Source organism: Kiloniellales bacterium (assembly GCA_030064845.1).
Classification (GTDB): Bacteria; Pseudomonadota; Alphaproteobacteria; order Kiloniellales; family JAKSDN01; genus JASJEC01.
The window spans coordinates 59,909-73,963 of sequence record JASJEC010000005.1 but is presented as its reverse complement, the minus strand read 5'-3'; the positions used below and the strand labels follow the sequence as shown (position 1 = coordinate 73,963).

The 14,055-nt window shown below is 69.9% G+C and carries 12 protein-coding genes; 10 read left to right on the top strand and 2 right to left on the bottom strand.

The window, feature by feature from the left end; all coding sequences use genetic code 11:
- The first annotated feature begins 27 nt into the window (after positions 1–27).
- Genes fliF through QNJ67_03190 form a run of 10 tightly spaced genes read left to right on the top strand, consistent with a single transcriptional unit; the run spans position 28 to position 11,933 of the window.
- The gene (gene fliF, locus QNJ67_03235) at positions 28–1,737 is read left to right on the top strand and encodes a flagellar basal-body MS-ring/collar protein FliF (protein MDJ0607962.1); all 1,710 of its coding nucleotides are present in this window, start codon (positions 28–30) and stop codon (positions 1,735–1,737) included.
- 10 nt (positions 1,738–1,747) lie between these two features.
- A complete protein-coding gene (gene fliG / locus QNJ67_03230) occupies positions 1,748–2,764 on the top strand; it encodes a flagellar motor switch protein FliG (GenBank protein ID MDJ0607961.1) in 1,017 nt (338 codons plus the stop codon).
- Positions 2,765–2,783: 19 nt separating this feature from the next.
- Positions 2,784–3,563, top strand: a complete 780-nt coding sequence (locus QNJ67_03225; protein MDJ0607960.1) for a FliH/SctL family protein — start codon at positions 2,784–2,786, stop codon at positions 3,561–3,563.
- A 29-nt stretch (positions 3,564–3,592) separates the two neighbouring features.
- The gene (gene fliN / locus QNJ67_03220) at positions 3,593–3,949 is read left to right on the top strand and encodes a flagellar motor switch protein FliN (protein MDJ0607959.1); all 357 of its coding nucleotides are present in this window, start codon (positions 3,593–3,595) and stop codon (positions 3,947–3,949) included.
- A gap of 43 nt (positions 3,950–3,992) precedes the next feature.
- Positions 3,993–4,847 carry a MotA/TolQ/ExbB proton channel family protein gene (locus QNJ67_03215; GenBank protein MDJ0607958.1) on the top strand — a complete coding sequence of 285 codons (855 nt, stop codon included), beginning with the start codon at positions 3,993–3,995 and terminating at the stop codon, positions 4,845–4,847.
- Positions 4,848–4,872: 25 nt separating this feature from the next.
- Entirely contained in the window at positions 4,873–6,264 is a 1,392-nt protein-coding gene (locus tag QNJ67_03210; GenBank protein ID MDJ0607957.1) for a sigma-54 dependent transcriptional regulator, read from the top strand.
- Positions 6,265–6,303: 39 nt separating this feature from the next.
- Complete coding sequence (gene flhA / locus QNJ67_03205) at positions 6,304–8,418, top strand: flagellar biosynthesis protein FlhA (GenBank protein MDJ0607956.1); 2,115 nt, start codon at positions 6,304–6,306, stop codon at positions 8,416–8,418.
- 10 nt (positions 8,419–8,428) lie between these two features.
- Positions 8,429–9,415, top strand: coding sequence for an AAA family ATPase (locus QNJ67_03200; protein ID MDJ0607955.1), 987 nt, complete (start codon positions 8,429–8,431; stop codon positions 9,413–9,415).
- On the top strand, positions 9,412–10,212 hold the full coding sequence (locus tag QNJ67_03195; protein MDJ0607954.1) for a MinD/ParA family protein: 801 nt from the start codon (positions 9,412–9,414) through the stop codon (positions 10,210–10,212). Before QNJ67_03200 ends, QNJ67_03195 begins: the two co-directional genes overlap by 4 nt.
- Positions 10,209–11,933, top strand: a complete 1,725-nt coding sequence (locus tag QNJ67_03190) for a hypothetical protein (protein ID MDJ0607953.1) — start codon at positions 10,209–10,211, stop codon at positions 11,931–11,933. Before QNJ67_03195 ends, QNJ67_03190 begins: the two co-directional genes overlap by 4 nt.
- Before the next feature lie 140 nt (positions 11,934–12,073).
- Here QNJ67_03190 and QNJ67_03185 read toward each other — a convergent pair whose 3' ends face one another.
- Together QNJ67_03185 and fliI are read right to left on the bottom strand one after the other, a co-directional pair.
- Positions 12,074–12,502, bottom strand: coding sequence for a flagellar FliJ family protein (locus QNJ67_03185; GenBank protein MDJ0607952.1), 429 nt, complete (start codon positions 12,500–12,502; stop codon positions 12,074–12,076).
- Positions 12,499–13,884: a flagellar protein export ATPase FliI gene (gene fliI, locus QNJ67_03180; GenBank protein MDJ0607951.1), complete on the bottom strand. Its 1,386-nt coding sequence runs from the start codon at positions 13,882–13,884 to the stop codon at positions 12,499–12,501. Before fliI ends, QNJ67_03185 begins: the two co-directional genes overlap by 4 nt.
- Between the last annotated feature and the right edge of the window lie 171 nt (positions 13,885–14,055).

The window sequence follows — 14,055 nt, the reverse complement described above, 5'->3', positions numbered from 1 at the left end:
AAACTCGTCAAGAGCTGGGCCGCGGCGTTGAACGCACTGATCGAAACCTTGAAGAACCTGGGGCCGACGCGCCTCGCGGCCATGGCGGTGGTCGCCGCAGGCACGCTGGCATTCTTCATCTTCCTGACGTCGCGCCTGTCCAGTCCCGACATGTCCCTGCTCTACGCCGATCTGAGCAGCCAGGATTCGGCCCAGATCATCGCGCGCCTGGAGCAGCTCAACCAGTCCTATCGCCTGAGCAACGACGGCACCCAGATCTTCGTGCCGACCGACAAGGTCGGCAGCATCCGTTTCGCCATGGCCGAGGAGGGCCTGCCGAGCGGCGGCTCGATGGGCTACGAGATCTTCGACCGGTCCGAGGGCCTGGGCACCACCAACTTTGTTCAGAACATCAACCACCTGCGCGCGCTGGAAGGCGAGCTGGCCCGCACCATTCGCTCGATCAACCAGGTCCGGTCGGCCCGGGTCCACCTGGTCCTGCCACGCCGCGAGCTGTTCAGCCGTGACCGCCAGGACCCGAGCGCTTCGATCGTCCTGACCATGCGCGGCGGACGCCGGCTGGAACGCGACCAGGTGCAGGCGATCCAGAACCTGGTCGCCTCGGCGGTTCCGGGGCTCGAGCCCAGCATGGTCTCCATCGTCGACAACAAGGGGACCCTGCTCGCCCGCGGCGTCCCGGAAGGCAGCCTCGAGGGCGCCGCCAGCACCGCGGAAGAGATGCGCATCCGCTACGAGACCCGCATGGCGCGGACGATCGAGGACCTGCTCGAGCGGACCGTCGGTCCGGGCAACGTCCGAGCCGAGGTCTCGGCCGAAATGGACTTCGACCGGATCACCGAGAACGCCGAGATCTACGATCCCGACGGCCAGGTTGTCCGCTCGACCCAAACCGTCGAGGAGAGTTCCGCCGCCGAAGACAGCGAGGGCCGTCCGCCGGTCACGGTCGGCAACAACTTGCCCGATGCCGGCCTCCCCGCGGACGACGCCGGCGCGACCAACAAGAGCAACTCGGCGCGGGTCGAGGAGACGGTCAACTACGAGATCAGCCGTACCGTGAAGAACCGGGTGCGCGAAGCCGGCCTGGTCCGCAAGCTCTCGGTCGCGGTGCTGGTCAACGGCGTGGTCTCCACGACCGCCGACGGCGAGACCACCTACCAGCCGCGCAGCGAGGCGGAGCTCGAGCAGATCGCGGCGCTGGTCAGCTCGGCCGCCGGGATCGACGAGGCCCGCGGCGACTCACTCGAGGTGGCGAACCTGCGCTTCGCCCAACTGGACGAGACCCTGGGCAGCGACGGCGAGACCGGCCTGTTCGGATTCGGTACGGTCGAGCTGGCGCGGATCGCCGAGGTCCTCGTGCTCGGCGTCGTCGGGGTCCTGATCCTCCTGCTGATCGTCCGGCCCGTCATCACCCGCCTGCTCGACGGCACGATCGGCGGCGGCGCGCCGGCACCGGGCCAGATCACCGACCGACTCAGCGGCCAGGCGGCCCTGACCGGACCCGAGGCGGCAGCCCTGCCGCCGGGCGGCGCGGCCGCCGCGGCGCTGGGCGGCGCCGGCCAAGGCCTTGCCCAGCTCGCCGGCGGCGGCGAGGACGGCGAAGGCGAGAGCATGATCGACATGGTCAAGGTCGAGGGCCGCGTGCGCATGTCCTCGATCAAGAAGATCGGCGAGATCGTCGAGAAGCATCCGGAGGAGTGCGTCGCCATCGTCCGGTCCTGGCTCCACACAGAGCATTGAGGAGCACGGGATGCGGGTGAGAGAGGACTTCAATTCCCTGTCCGGGCCGGAGAAAGCCGCGCTCCTAGTGATGTCGGTCGGCGAGGAGAACGCCGCCCGGCTCTTCACCATGATGGACGACGAGGAGATCAAGGAACTCTCCCAGCAGATGGCCAACTTGGGCAACGTCAGCTCCCAGCTGATCGAGCGGCTCTTCATCGAGTTCACCGAGCGGATCTCCAGCACGGGCTCGGTGGTCGGCAACTACGAGAGCACCGAGCGCCTTCTCCTCAAGGTCATGGAGAAGGACAAGGTAAACGCCATCATGGAGGAGATCCGCGGCCCGGCCGGCCGCACCATGTGGGACAAGCTGGGCAACGTCAACGAGACGGTCCTGGCGAACTACCTCAAGAACGAATACCCCCAGACGGTCTCCGTGGTCCTCTCCAAGATCAAGCCGGAGCACGCCGCGCGCGTCCTCGGCAACCTGCCGGAGCCCTTCGCTCTCGAAGTCATCATGCGGATGCTGCGCATGGACGCGGTGCAGAGAGAGGTGCTCGACGACGTCGAGCGCACCCTGCGCACGGAGTTCATGTCGAACCTGGCGCGGACCAGCAGGCGCGACGCCCACGAGATGATGGCGGACATCTTCAACAACCTCGACCGGGCGACCGAGAGCAAGTTCCTGAACTCGCTGGAGGAGCGCAACAAAGAGTCGGCGGAGAAGATCAAGGCGCTGATGTTCACCTTCGAGGATCTCAGCCAGCTCGACCCCTCCGGCGTCCAGACCCTGATGCGCGCCGCCGAGAACGACAAGCTCGCGATCGCGCTCAAGGGCGCCTCGGAAACGCTGCGCGATCTCTTCTTCTCGAACATGTCGGAACGCGCGGCGAAGATCATGCAGGAGGACATGCAGGCCATGGGGCCGGTGCGTCTGCGCGACGTCGACGAGGCCCAAATGCACCTGGTTCAGGTCGCCAAGGACCTCGCCGCGCGCAACGAGATCATCCTGTCGGACGGCAGCGAAGAAGACGAGCTGGTGTTCTGAACCGATGTCGGAGTGTGAGATGGCGCGACCGGAAAAGTTCCTGTTCCAGACCAGCTTCGACGAGCGCGCGCTGGCCCGCGAGGCCGAGCGCGCGGCGGAAGCCGAGGCGGCGCCGAGCTTCGGCGTCGAGGAACTGGCCGAGGCGGAACGCAAGGGCTACGCCGCGGGCGAAGCGGCCGGCCGGGCCGAGGCGCTGGCCGGCGCCGAACAGAGCGCCGCCGCGGCGCTCTCCGCGATCGAGCAGCAGCTTTCCCGGCTCGGCGAGGACGCCGCGCAGAGCGCCCGGCAGCGCGAGGAACGGGCGATCCGGGTCGCCGTGTCGGTGGTCAGGAAGCTGTTTCCCAGCATGGCGGCGCAGGGCGGCCTCGCGGAGATCGAGGGCCTGGTCGAGCACTGCTTGGCCAGCCTGGAGGACGAGCCCCGCGTGGTGGTCCGGGTCCCGGACGCCCAGCTCGACGCGCTCAAGGCGCGGCTCGACGGCATTGCCGCCGGCTGCGGCTTCGAGGGCCGCATCGTGCTGCTCAGTGAAGCCGGTCTCGGGCCGGCCGACGCCCGGGTCGAGTGGGCCGACGGCGGCGCCGAACACGATAGCCAGGAGCTCTGGGCCGAGATCGATGAGGTGCTCGACCGGGCGCTCCACACCGGGCACGGCGGCGAACCAGCCGCAGCCGCCGATGCCCCCGACCGGGAGACCGGCGCGGGCGGTGACGCCGGCCCGGACCTCGAGGCCGGCAGCAGGCCGGCCGCAGACCCTGAAACACCGGAGCCGGGGATCGCAGAACCTCTAACAACCGGCTGATCCGGACGCAGCCAAACGGGAGCCCGAAGATGAGCGAAGACGAGAATCTGGAACTGTCGGAACTGGACGGCGAGAGCTCGGGCGAACTACCCGAGGAGTTCGTAGATCCGGCGGACTTCCAGCAGCAGCCGCCCAACAACGCCAAGGAGCTGGAAGCCGTCTACGACATTCCGGTCCAGGTCTCTGCCGTGCTCGGACGAGCCACGATGCAGGTTAGCCAGCTGCTCAAGCTCGGCCGCGGCGCCGTGGTCGAGCTGGACCGCAAGGTCGGCGAGGCGATCGACATCTACGTCAACAACCGGCTGGTCGCCCGCGGCGAGGTGGTCGTGGTGGAAGACCGCCTCGGCGTCACCATGACGGAGATCATCAAGGTCGACCGCAGCTGATCGGCCGCGGGACAGCCAGTCGGAAGGACTCGGCGCAGGAAGCATGGCCAACGTAGGCAGCACCAGAGCCCGCAACGCCGTCCGCCGGCGCCCCGCTCCGCGCGGGCGCACGGTATCGGTGCGCCCGGCGGTCGACTTCGCGACGCTGCTGGGGGCGCTCGGCAGCTTCGCCCTGATCGGCCTGGCGATCTATCTCGGCGGCGCGATCGGCAACTTCCTCAATCTGCCGGGGCTGCTGATCGTGATCGGCGGGACCTTCATGGTCACCACCATCTCCTTCACCTTCGAAGAGGTGATGAGGGCCCAGCTGGTCATGCTGCGCGCGCTTGTCTATCACGCCGAGCGGCCCGAGCGGGCTGCCCTGCTGGTCATCGAAATGGCCGAGAACGCCCGGGGCAAGGGGCTGATGTCGCTGCAGAGCCGCCTGGCCGGCATGCCCCCCGGTCTGTTCCTGAAACGGGCGCTCTCCCTGGTGATCGACGGCCTGCCGGCCGAGGAGATCGAGCGGATCCTCGCCATCGAGGCGGAACAGACCGCGGAGCGACACTGGCGCGCGGCCGGCGTGCTGCGCCGCGCCGGCGAGGTGGCGCCGGCCATGGGCCTGATCGGCACCCTGGTCGGGCTGGTGCAGATGCTGGGCAGCCTGGAAGACCCCTCGACAATCGGTCCGGCCATGGCGGTCGCGCTCCTGACCACCTTCTACGGCGCGGTGCTGGCCAACATGGTCTTCAATCCGCTGGCCAACAAGCTGGAGCGCAACTCCCAGGTCGAGGCCGAGGCCAACCGGATCTACGCCCTGGGCGCGGCCTCGATCAGCCGGCAGGAGAACCCGCGCCGGCTGGAGATCGCCCTGAACACCCTGCTGCCGCCCGCCGCGCGGCTGAAGTACTTCGATTGAACCCGAGCTGAGTTGGAGACGTTCGATGCGGCTTCTCATCGTTGGAACCCTGGAAGGGCACATCGCCGCCGCCGGCAAGATCGCGCTGGACCGCGGCGCCAAGGTCGCCCACGTCTCCGACGTGGGCGCCGCGCTCGCGGCGCTGCGTTCCGGCCAGGGCGCCGATCTGGTCTTCGCCGATGTCGTGCTCGATGTCGGGGAGCTGATCACCCGTCTGGAATCCGAGCGCATCTCCATCCCGGTCGTCGCCTGCGGCATCGGCAACGATACCGACCGCGCGGTCACCGCGATCCGCGCCGGCGCCAAGGAATACCTGCCGCTGCCGCCTGACCCCGAGCTGATCGCGGCGGTGCTGGCGGCGGTGGTCGAGGAGACCAACGCCTTCATCACCCGCGACCCCGCCATGGGCGGCATCCTGAAGCTCGCCGAGCAGATCGCGCCGGCCAGCGCGAGCGTGCTGATCACCGGGGAGTCGGGAACCGGCAAGGAGGTCATGGCGCGCTACATCCACAGCCGCTCCAAGCGCGCCAACAAGCCTTTCATCTCGGTCAACTGCGCGGCGATCCCCGACAATCTGCTCGAGTCGGAACTGTTCGGGCACGAGAAGGGCGCCTTCACCGGCGCCGTCGCCCGGCGGATCGGCAAGTTCGAGGAGGCTCATGGCGGCACGCTGCTGCTCGACGAGATCTCGGAGATGGATCCGCGGCTGCAGGCCAAGATGCTGCGCGCCATCCAGGAGATGGAAATCGACCGGGTCGGCGGCACCCAGCCGATCAAGGTCGACATCCGCCTGGTCGCCACCTCGAACCGTGACCTCGTTGAGGAAGTGCGCCAGGGCCGTTTCCGCGAGGACCTCTTCTTCCGGCTCAATGTGGTCAACATCGCGCTGCTGCCTCTGCGCAAGCGGCCGCGCGACCTGGAGGTCCTGGCCGAGCATTTCCTAGCCAAGTACGCCGAGGCCAACGGCGTCGCCAAGCCGTCCCTGGAGGTTGAAGCCCTTGTGGCGCTCCAGGCACACAGCTGGCGCGGCAACGTCCGCGAGCTCGAGAACACCATGCACCGGGCGGTCCTTCTGGCCGAGGACGGCCGGGTCACGGCCGGCGCCATCGTCCTGACCGGCGGCGCGCTGGCGGCCGAGGCCGGCGACCGGGCCGCCGCGGGCGAGCGCCCGAAGGCGGGCGGCGACGGCGCGGCCGACGGGGAGGCCGCGACCATGCGCGGGCTGGTCGGTCGGACCGTGGCCGACGTCGAGCGGGACCTGATCCTCGACACGCTGGAGCACTGCCTCGGCAACCGGACCCACGCCGCCAACATCCTCGGCATCTCGATCCGCACGCTGCGCAACAAGCTCAAGCTCTACAGCCAGGACGGCATACGCGTGCCCGCACCCGGCGAGAGCGAGCGGGCGCCGGCCTGAGGCGCCGGGCGAGAGCAGCGCGGGAGATAGCCCCCAGCCATGTCCGACACGGCATCGCAGGACGAACTCGGCGGCAGAACCGGCGACGGCTTCGGCCAGATCCTGAAGGCGCTGCGCCGGGGCGACGTCGCCCTCGCCCTCGGCGTTGTCTGCATCCTGGTCGTGCTCATTCTGCCGATGCCGAGCTGGCTGCTCGACATCTCCCTGGCGCTCTCGATCACCTTCTCTGTACTGATCCTGATGACCGTGCTGTTCATCAGCCGGCCGCTCGAGTTCAGCTCGTTTCCCACGGTTCTGCTGATCGCGACCATGCTGCGCCTGTCGCTCAATCTGGCCTCGACCCGGCTGATCCTGGCCGAGGGTCACCGCGGTCCAGACGCCGCCGGCAAGGTCATTCAGGCCTTCGGCAACTTCGTCATGAGCGGCAACTTCGTCATCGGGATGATCGTGTTCGGCATCCTGGTGATCGTGAACTTCATCGTCATCACCAAGGGCTCGGGCCGTATCGCCGAGGTCTCGGCGCGCTTCAGCCTCGACGCCATGCCGGGCAAGCAGATGGCGATCGACGCCGACCTCTCGGCGGGCCTGATCGACGAGAACGAAGCGCGACAGCGGCGCAGGGACCTGGAGGACGAGAGCAACTTCTACGGCGCGATGGACGGCGCCGCCAAGTTCGTGCGCGGCGACGCCATCGCCGGGCTGCTGATCACCTTCATCAACATCGTCGGTGGCATCATCATCGGCACGGCGCAGATGGGCCTGAGCCTCTCCGAGGCGGGCGAGAGCTACACCGTGCTGACCGTCGGCGACGGGCTGGTCACCCAGATCCCGGCGATCATCGTTTCGACCGCGGCCGGCCTGCTGGTCTCGCGCTCGGCCACGACGGGGTCGACCGACAAGGCCCTGTTCGGCCAGCTCGGCGCCTATCCCCGCGCGCTCGGCCTCTCCTCCTTTCTCATGGCGGCGCTGGCGCTCCTGCCGGGAATCCCGTTCCTCCCCTTCATCATGCTGGCCGCGCTCTCGGGCGGTTCCGCCTGGCTGCTGACCAGGCGCCAGGAGGAGGCGGAGCAGGCCCGGGTCGAGGCCGAGCGGTCGAGCGCGCCGCAGGCCCAGGCCGCCGAGGAGCCGATCGCCCACGCGCTGCAGATCGACCACGTTCGTCTCGAGCTCGGCTACGGCCTGCTCGGCCTGATCCACGACCAGGTCGGACAGAAGATCACCGACCAGATCAAGGCCCTGCGCCGGCAGCTCGCCCAGGACATGGGCTTCGTCCTGCCGTCGGTGCGGATCCAGGACAACCTGCAGCTGGCCGCCAACACCTATGTCATCCGGATCAAGGAGATCGATGCCGGCCGCGGCGACCTGCGCCCCAACATGCTGCTGGTCATGGATCCAAAAGGCGAGCCGATCAGCCTGGTCGGCGAGGAGACCGTCGAGCCGACTTTCGGCCTGCCGGCGCGCTGGATCGACGCCGGCCAGCGCGAGGAGGCCCTATTCCGCGGCTACACCGTGGTCGACCCGCAGACCGTGATCGCCACGCACCTGACCGAGATCATCAAGGACAACATGCCCGAGCTGTTGTCCTACGCCGAGACCCAGAAGCTGCTCGACGAGCTCGGCTCCGATCAGCAGAAGCTGATCGCCGACATGATCCCCAACCAGATCGCCCTGGGCGGCGTCCAGCGGGTCCTGCAGAACCTGTTGTCGGAGCGGATCTCGATCCGCGACCTCTCGACCATCCTGGAGGGCATCTCCGAGGCCTGCAGCTTCACGCGCAACATCGGCGCGATCACCGAGCACGTGCGCGCCCGCCTGGCCCGCCAGATCTCCCATGGCCTGCTCAACCCCGATGGCTACATTCCCCTGGTCGCCCTGTCAGCCCGATGGGAGCAGGCCTTCGCCGACTCCCTGGTGGGCGAAGGCGAGGATCGCCGTCTATCCCTGGCCCCGTCCCAACTGCAGGACTTCATCGTCGAGGTCCGGCAGGCCTTCGCGCAGCACGCCGCGTCGGGCGAGAGCCCGGCCCTGCTCTGCTCGCCGGGCATCCGCCACTACGTGCGCTCGATCGTCGAGCGCTTCCGACCAGAGACCGCGGTTCTGTCCCAGAACGAGATACACGCCAAGGTGAAGATCAAGACCTTGGGCCAGATTTGAGCAGCGAGAGATGCGCCTTAAGAGTTTCATAGCGTCCAGCGTTCCCGAGGCCATGGCCATGGTCCGCGCCCAGCTCGGCGATGACGCGGTGATCCTCTCGACCCAAAACGATTCCGTCACCGGCAAGGTCAAGATCACCGCGGCGCTGGAAGACGAGGCCTTCTCGGCGCTGGAGCAGGGCGCCGCGCCGGAGCCTCTCGATTCGCTCGATCGTCTGGCCGACGCGCTGGAGCATCACCGGGTGCCCCTGGGCCTGGCCGACCGCCTTCTGGCGGCGGCCGGGGAGCTGCCGGCGCCGGAGGGCTCGATGGCCCTGGGCGGAGCGATCGACGCCGTCTTCCGCTTCGCCACGCCGCCGGACGGCGCCGACGGCCGGCCGGTCATGCTGATCGGACCGCCGGGCGCCGGCAAGACGGCGACCGCCGCCAAGCTCTGCGCGCGGTTCCGCCAGGAGATCGGCGAGACCGTCCGCCTGGTCACCATGGATGCCGACAAGGCGGGCGGGCTGTCGCAGATCGTAGCCTTCGCCGAGGCGCTGGAGGCGCCGCTCAGGAAGGCCGAGACGGTCGAGCAGCTGGCGGCCCTGGTGACGCCCGGTCCGCTCGAGGGCCTCGTGGTGATCGACACGCCCGGCTGCAATCCGCTCGACGACCGGGCGGGCGCCGCGCTGGCCGAGGCCGCCGAGGCCGTCTCGGCGCACGTGGTCCTGGTCATGGGCGCCGGCGGCGACGTGCTGGAGGCGGCCGAGTGGGCCGAGATCTTCGCCGCCTGGGGCGCCCGCAGCCTGATCGCCACCAAGCTGGACACGACGCGGCGTCTCGGCGGCATCCTGAGCGCCGCGGACGCCGGCGGTCTCGTGCTCTGCGGCGTCGGCATCTCGCCCACGATCGGCGGCGGCTTGACCGCCGTGAACCCCGTTTCCCTGGCCCGCCTCCTGCTCTCCGGCGTTCGGCCGCCCAGACCCGCAACCCTTCCAGCGACAGGGACCGATCCATGACACAGGCCATCGGCGCGGAGCCACCTCTCCCGCTGCGCGAAGCGCCTCCATGCTGCAGCAAGTTCATCGCCATCGCCTCCGGCAAGGGCGGCGTCGGCAAGACCTGGCTCGCCATTTCTCTAAGCCAGGCCTTCGCGAAGGCGGGACGCAGGGCGCTGCTTTTCGACGGCGACCTCGGTCTCGCGAACGTCGATATCCAGCTGGGCCTGGCGCCCGAGCGGGACCTGGGCGGCGTCCTCGTCGCGCACTACGGCCTGAAGCGGGCGGTGACGACCTTCGCCGACGGTGGCTTCGACATCATTGCCGGGCGCTCCGGGTCCGGCTCCCTGGCCAGCCTCGCGCCGGCCCGCCTGGTCGCGCTCGGCGACGACCTGGAGACCCTGGCGGCAGACTATCAGGACGTGGTGCTCGACCTCGGCGCCGGCGTCGACCGCACCGTGCGCCATCTGGCTGCCCGGAGCGGGCGTTGCCTGGTCGTCCTCACCGACGAGCCGACCTCTCTCACCGACGCCTATGCCTTCATCAAGCTGCTCCTGCAGCAGCGCCCGGACGCCGATATCCGCGTGGTGGTCAACCTGGCGGACAGCGAGAGCGCCGGGCGCGCGACCTACGAGACCCTGGTAAAGGCCTGCGAGTCCTTCCTCAAGTCGCGGCCGCCGCTGGGCGGCATCATCCGCCGCGATAGCAAGGTGAAAGACTCGATCCGCAGCCAGACGCCGATCCTGACCCGCTTCCCCTCCTGCCAGGCGGCCCAGGACGTGGAGAAGCTCGCCCAGGGACTGCTGAGGGAGCGGTGAGCGGGGTCCCGCCCGCGCCGCCGCGCCCCCCCGCCGGCGCCCCGGCGACGCCGGAGCCTGCGGTCAAGGGAACCCTGGTCTCGGCCCCCGAGGCGCTGGCGGAGCTTCCCGCCGGTAGCCTGCTGCGCGGCCTGGTCGCCGGGCGCGGCGCCGGGGGGACGATCGTCATCGCGACGGCGCTCGGCGATCTCGAGGTCGCCGCCCGCAACGCCCCGGCCGCCCTGCGGACCGTCCTGGTCCAGCTCCCGAGCGGATCCGGCGGCGCCCTGGTCATCCTGCCGCAACCCGCGGAGGGCGACCGACCGCCGACGCCGCCCTCGGTCCAGCCGCCCCCGTCCCGGCCGGCGGCGGGCGACCGCGGCGGCGCGGCCACGGAGCTCCGGGTCCCGGCCGCCGGCCCGCAGGACACGGTCGGGCGGCAGCCGGCAATCACCGCGACCGTGCTCGCCGGGCCCGCCCCGGGCGAGGCCGCTAATCGGCCGGGCATGCCGGAGCTGCGGCCGGGCGCCCGGATCGCCGTCCGCGTCCTTTCTCTTCTGTCCGAAACCCCGCCGCCGATCGGTGCTGCCGGCCGGCCCGCCGCGGCGCCTGGAGGCCTCCCCGCGAACCCGCCGGCAGCCGACGCGCCGGTCATCAAGCAGCCGGTGCCGGCGCTGGAGCGCAGCGGCGCGCCTGTCCCGGTGCGACCCACGCCAGCGGCCCCGGCCCAAGCGGCCCCGACCCAAGCTATCACGGCCCCGCGCGGCCCACAGGCCGCGCCGGCCGGGGCTTCGGCCGCACCCCCGCCCCCGGGGCCGTCCGCCGCGCCCGCCCCGCAGCGGACCGTCGCCACACCGCCCGAGAGCATCGTCGCGGGCACACGTCCGCTCCTGCAGCCGATGGTGGACGGCCGGGTCACCGCCACCACCAGAGACGGCCGCGTCGTCGTCGCCACCCCCCTCGGCAAGCTGCTCCTGGCGCCCCAGGCCGGCCTGGCGGCCGGCGACCGGGTAGGCCTCGCGCTCCAGCTGCCCGCGGCGGGGCCGAGGCCCGCGGCCGCCGAACCGGCGAACCGGGGCTGGCCGGCCCTGGTCGAGGCCTTGCAGGTCCTGGCCACGGAGGAGGCCGGGCCCGCAGCCGGGCCGCCGAGCAACGCCGGCCCGGCGGAGCTCGTGCCGCGCACGGGACCCCGGCTGGGCTCGGGCCTGCTGTTCCTGATGAGCGCGCTCAGCGGCGGGTCGCTGCCGGCCTGGCTGGGCAGCGGCGCCCTGGAGCGCCTGGAGCGTCTCGGCCGCGCCGAGCTCGTGACCCGCCTCGGCCAGGAGTTCAACCAGATGAGCCGCCAGGCGGAAACGCCGGGCGGCGACTGGCGCCTGCTCGCCCTTCCGCTCGTTCACGAGGGCGCGGTGATGCCGGTCCACTTCTACCTGCGCCGCAAGCCGGCGCGGCCCGGCGACGATTCCGGGCCGCGCGCGACACGTTTCGTCGTGGAACTTGCGCTCTCGCGCCTGGGCGAGCTGCAGCTCGACGGCCTGGTGACGGGCGAGCGCTTCGACCTCATTCTGCGCAGCAGACGCCTCCTCGGCAGCCGGCTGCGCAGCGATATCGCGGCGATCTTCCAGGAAGCCAACGCCATCACCGGCGCGAAGGGCCGAATAGGTTTCCAGACCGCCGAGGACTGGGCCGCGATCGAACCCGCCGGCAGCCATCCGGCCGAGCGCGGCCCGAACCTGGTGATCTAGCAGGGTGCTGAGAAACTCCTGAGCGCTCGACCACGGTCATCCTTCGACAAGCTCAGGATGAGGGTATGTTTCTGAAATGCTTCGCCCTCACCCTGACCCTGTCGAAGGGTGATGGTGCCGGCGAAGCACTCAACAGCCGGCTAGGCGCTCTTGCTGCGGCTGCGCCGATAGAGCCCGACCGCCAGCTCGTCCTGGTTGATGCGCTCACGCCGCGCCCGTTCGGCCTTGGCCTGGGCCTGCTGGGAGTCTCTTGCTGCCTCGAACCGCTTGAGTTCGCGGAAAGCTTCGGCGACCTCCTCGCGGGCCGCCTCGATCTCGGTTTCGAGGTTAGCGATGGAGTCGCTGAGCTTCTGGCGCCGTTCCAGGGCCACGGCGACAAAGGTCGGATAGGCCAGGGCGACCGTGCCCTCGTCCTCCAGGGCGTCGCTCTCTCGCTCCAGGTCCCGGTCCAGCTGGGTCATGTCGTCCTTCAGCTTCTCGGCGAAGACCTGCAGGTCGGCGAGGCTGCGCCGTTTCTCGTCGAGCATCCAGCGGTGCAGCCGGATCATGCTGTCGAGCGCGCCGGTCATGCCGCCCCCGGATGGGGCTCGGCCGGCGCGGCCCCGTCTTCGGCCGCCGCCCGGCCGGGGAAGTCGAGGATCTCGGCCAACTGCGCGTAGCCGTGCTCCAGATCGCTCTGCTCATCGCGGTCCTGGGCTAGAAAAGCCTCGATCCTGGGGTAGTAGTGGATCGCCTCGTCGACCGCCTGGTCGCTGCCGCGCCGGTAGGCGCCGATCCGCACCAGCTCGGCCATGTCCTCGTAGGTCGCCATGAGGCCCCGGGCCCTCTGCACGAGTGCGTTCTCCCAGCGATCGTTGCAGTCCGGCAGGGTGCGCGAGATGCTGCGCAGGACGTTGATGGCTGGAAAGCGGTTGCGCTCGGCGATCGCCCGGTCCAGCACGATGTGGCCGTCCAGGATGCCGCGCACGGCGTCGGCGACCGGCTCGTTGTGGTCGTCGCCCTCCACCAGCACCGAGAAGAGGCCCGTGATCGAGCCGTGGTTGAGCCCCGGGCCGGCCCGCTCCAGGAGCTTGGGCAGCTCGGCGAACACCGAAGGCGTGTAGCCCTTGCTCGCCGGCGGCTCGCCGGCCGAGAGGCCGATCTCGCGCAGCGCCATGGCGAAACGGGTCACCGAGTCCATGAGGCACAGCACGTCGCGCCCGCTGTCGCGAAAGAATTCAGCCAGGGCCATGGTCAGATAGGCCGCCTGGCGGCGCATCAGCGGCGGCTCGTCCGAGGTCGCCACGACGACCACGGAGTGGCTCAGCCCCTCGGCGCCGAGATCGTCCTCGAGCCATTCCTGGACTTCGCGGCCGCGCTCCCCGATCAGGCCGATGACGTTGACGTCGGCCGAGGTAAAGCGGGCGAGCATGGACAGGAGGATCGACTTGCCGACGCCGGAACCGGAAAAAATTCCCATCCTCTGCCCCTGGCAGCAGGTCAGGAAGGTGTTCAGCGCGCGGACGCCCAGCTCGATTTTGCCGCCGACGCGCCGGCGGGCCGCCGCGGGCGGCGGCTGGTTGCGGATCGGGGTCGCGATGTTGCCGACGGCGAGCGGACCCAGACCGTCGATCGGCTCGCCCAGGGCGTTGACCACACGTCCGAGCCAGGCCTCGGACGGGCGGATCACGGGGTCCAGGTCCTCGTGCTCGACGGTGCAGCCGAGGCCGATCCCGTCCAGAGGGCCAAACGGCAGGAGCAGGGCGCCACCCTGCCGGAAGCCGACCACCTCGCAGGGCACGCGGCGGCCGTCGCGGGCCAGAATCCGGCAGCGCGCGCCGATCGTCAGAAGCCTCTGCAGGCCGGCAACCTCGACGGTCAGCCCCAGAACGCCGGTCACGCGGCCAAAATGCCGGTAGGCCGGCAGGCGGTCGAGGCCCTCTAGAAGGCTCTGGAATGCGGCAGCGGTCAACTCTTTGCCCTGCGCGGAAAAACCAAGTCAGCTGGCGAGCAAAAAAGAGTATGAACTGGCCGATTTAAGGACCAGTAAAGCCTAATAAATGGGTCTTTGCACCGGGAGTAAGCATTTGTTAAGAACAGAAAGGCAAAGTGGTTAACACTGCTCATTCGGTGAGAAAGCATG

Bases quoted from the DNA above. Each gene is read 5' to 3' on its own strand.
- fliG (MDJ0607961.1), top strand. From the start codon at position 1,748: ATGCGGGTGAGAGAGGACTTCAATTCCCTGTCCGGGCCGGAGAAAGCC.
- QNJ67_03225 (MDJ0607960.1), top strand. From the start codon at position 2,784: ATGGCGCGACCGGAAAAGTTCCTGTTCCAGACCAGCTTCGACGAGCGC.
- fliN (MDJ0607959.1), top strand. From the start codon at position 3,593: ATGAGCGAAGACGAGAATCTGGAACTGTCGGAACTGGACGGCGAGAGC.
- QNJ67_03215 (MDJ0607958.1), top strand. From the start codon at position 3,993: ATGGCCAACGTAGGCAGCACCAGAGCCCGCAACGCCGTCCGCCGGCGC.
- QNJ67_03210 (MDJ0607957.1), top strand. From the start codon at position 4,873: ATGCGGCTTCTCATCGTTGGAACCCTGGAAGGGCACATCGCCGCCGCC.
- flhA (MDJ0607956.1), top strand. From the start codon at position 6,304: ATGTCCGACACGGCATCGCAGGACGAACTCGGCGGCAGAACCGGCGAC.
- QNJ67_03200 (MDJ0607955.1), top strand. From the start codon at position 8,429: ATGCGCCTTAAGAGTTTCATAGCGTCCAGCGTTCCCGAGGCCATGGCC.
- QNJ67_03195 (MDJ0607954.1), top strand. From the start codon at position 9,412: ATGACACAGGCCATCGGCGCGGAGCCACCTCTCCCGCTGCGCGAAGCG.
- QNJ67_03185 (MDJ0607952.1), bottom strand. From the start codon at position 12,502: ATGACCGGCGCGCTCGACAGCATGATCCGGCTGCACCGCTGGATGCTC.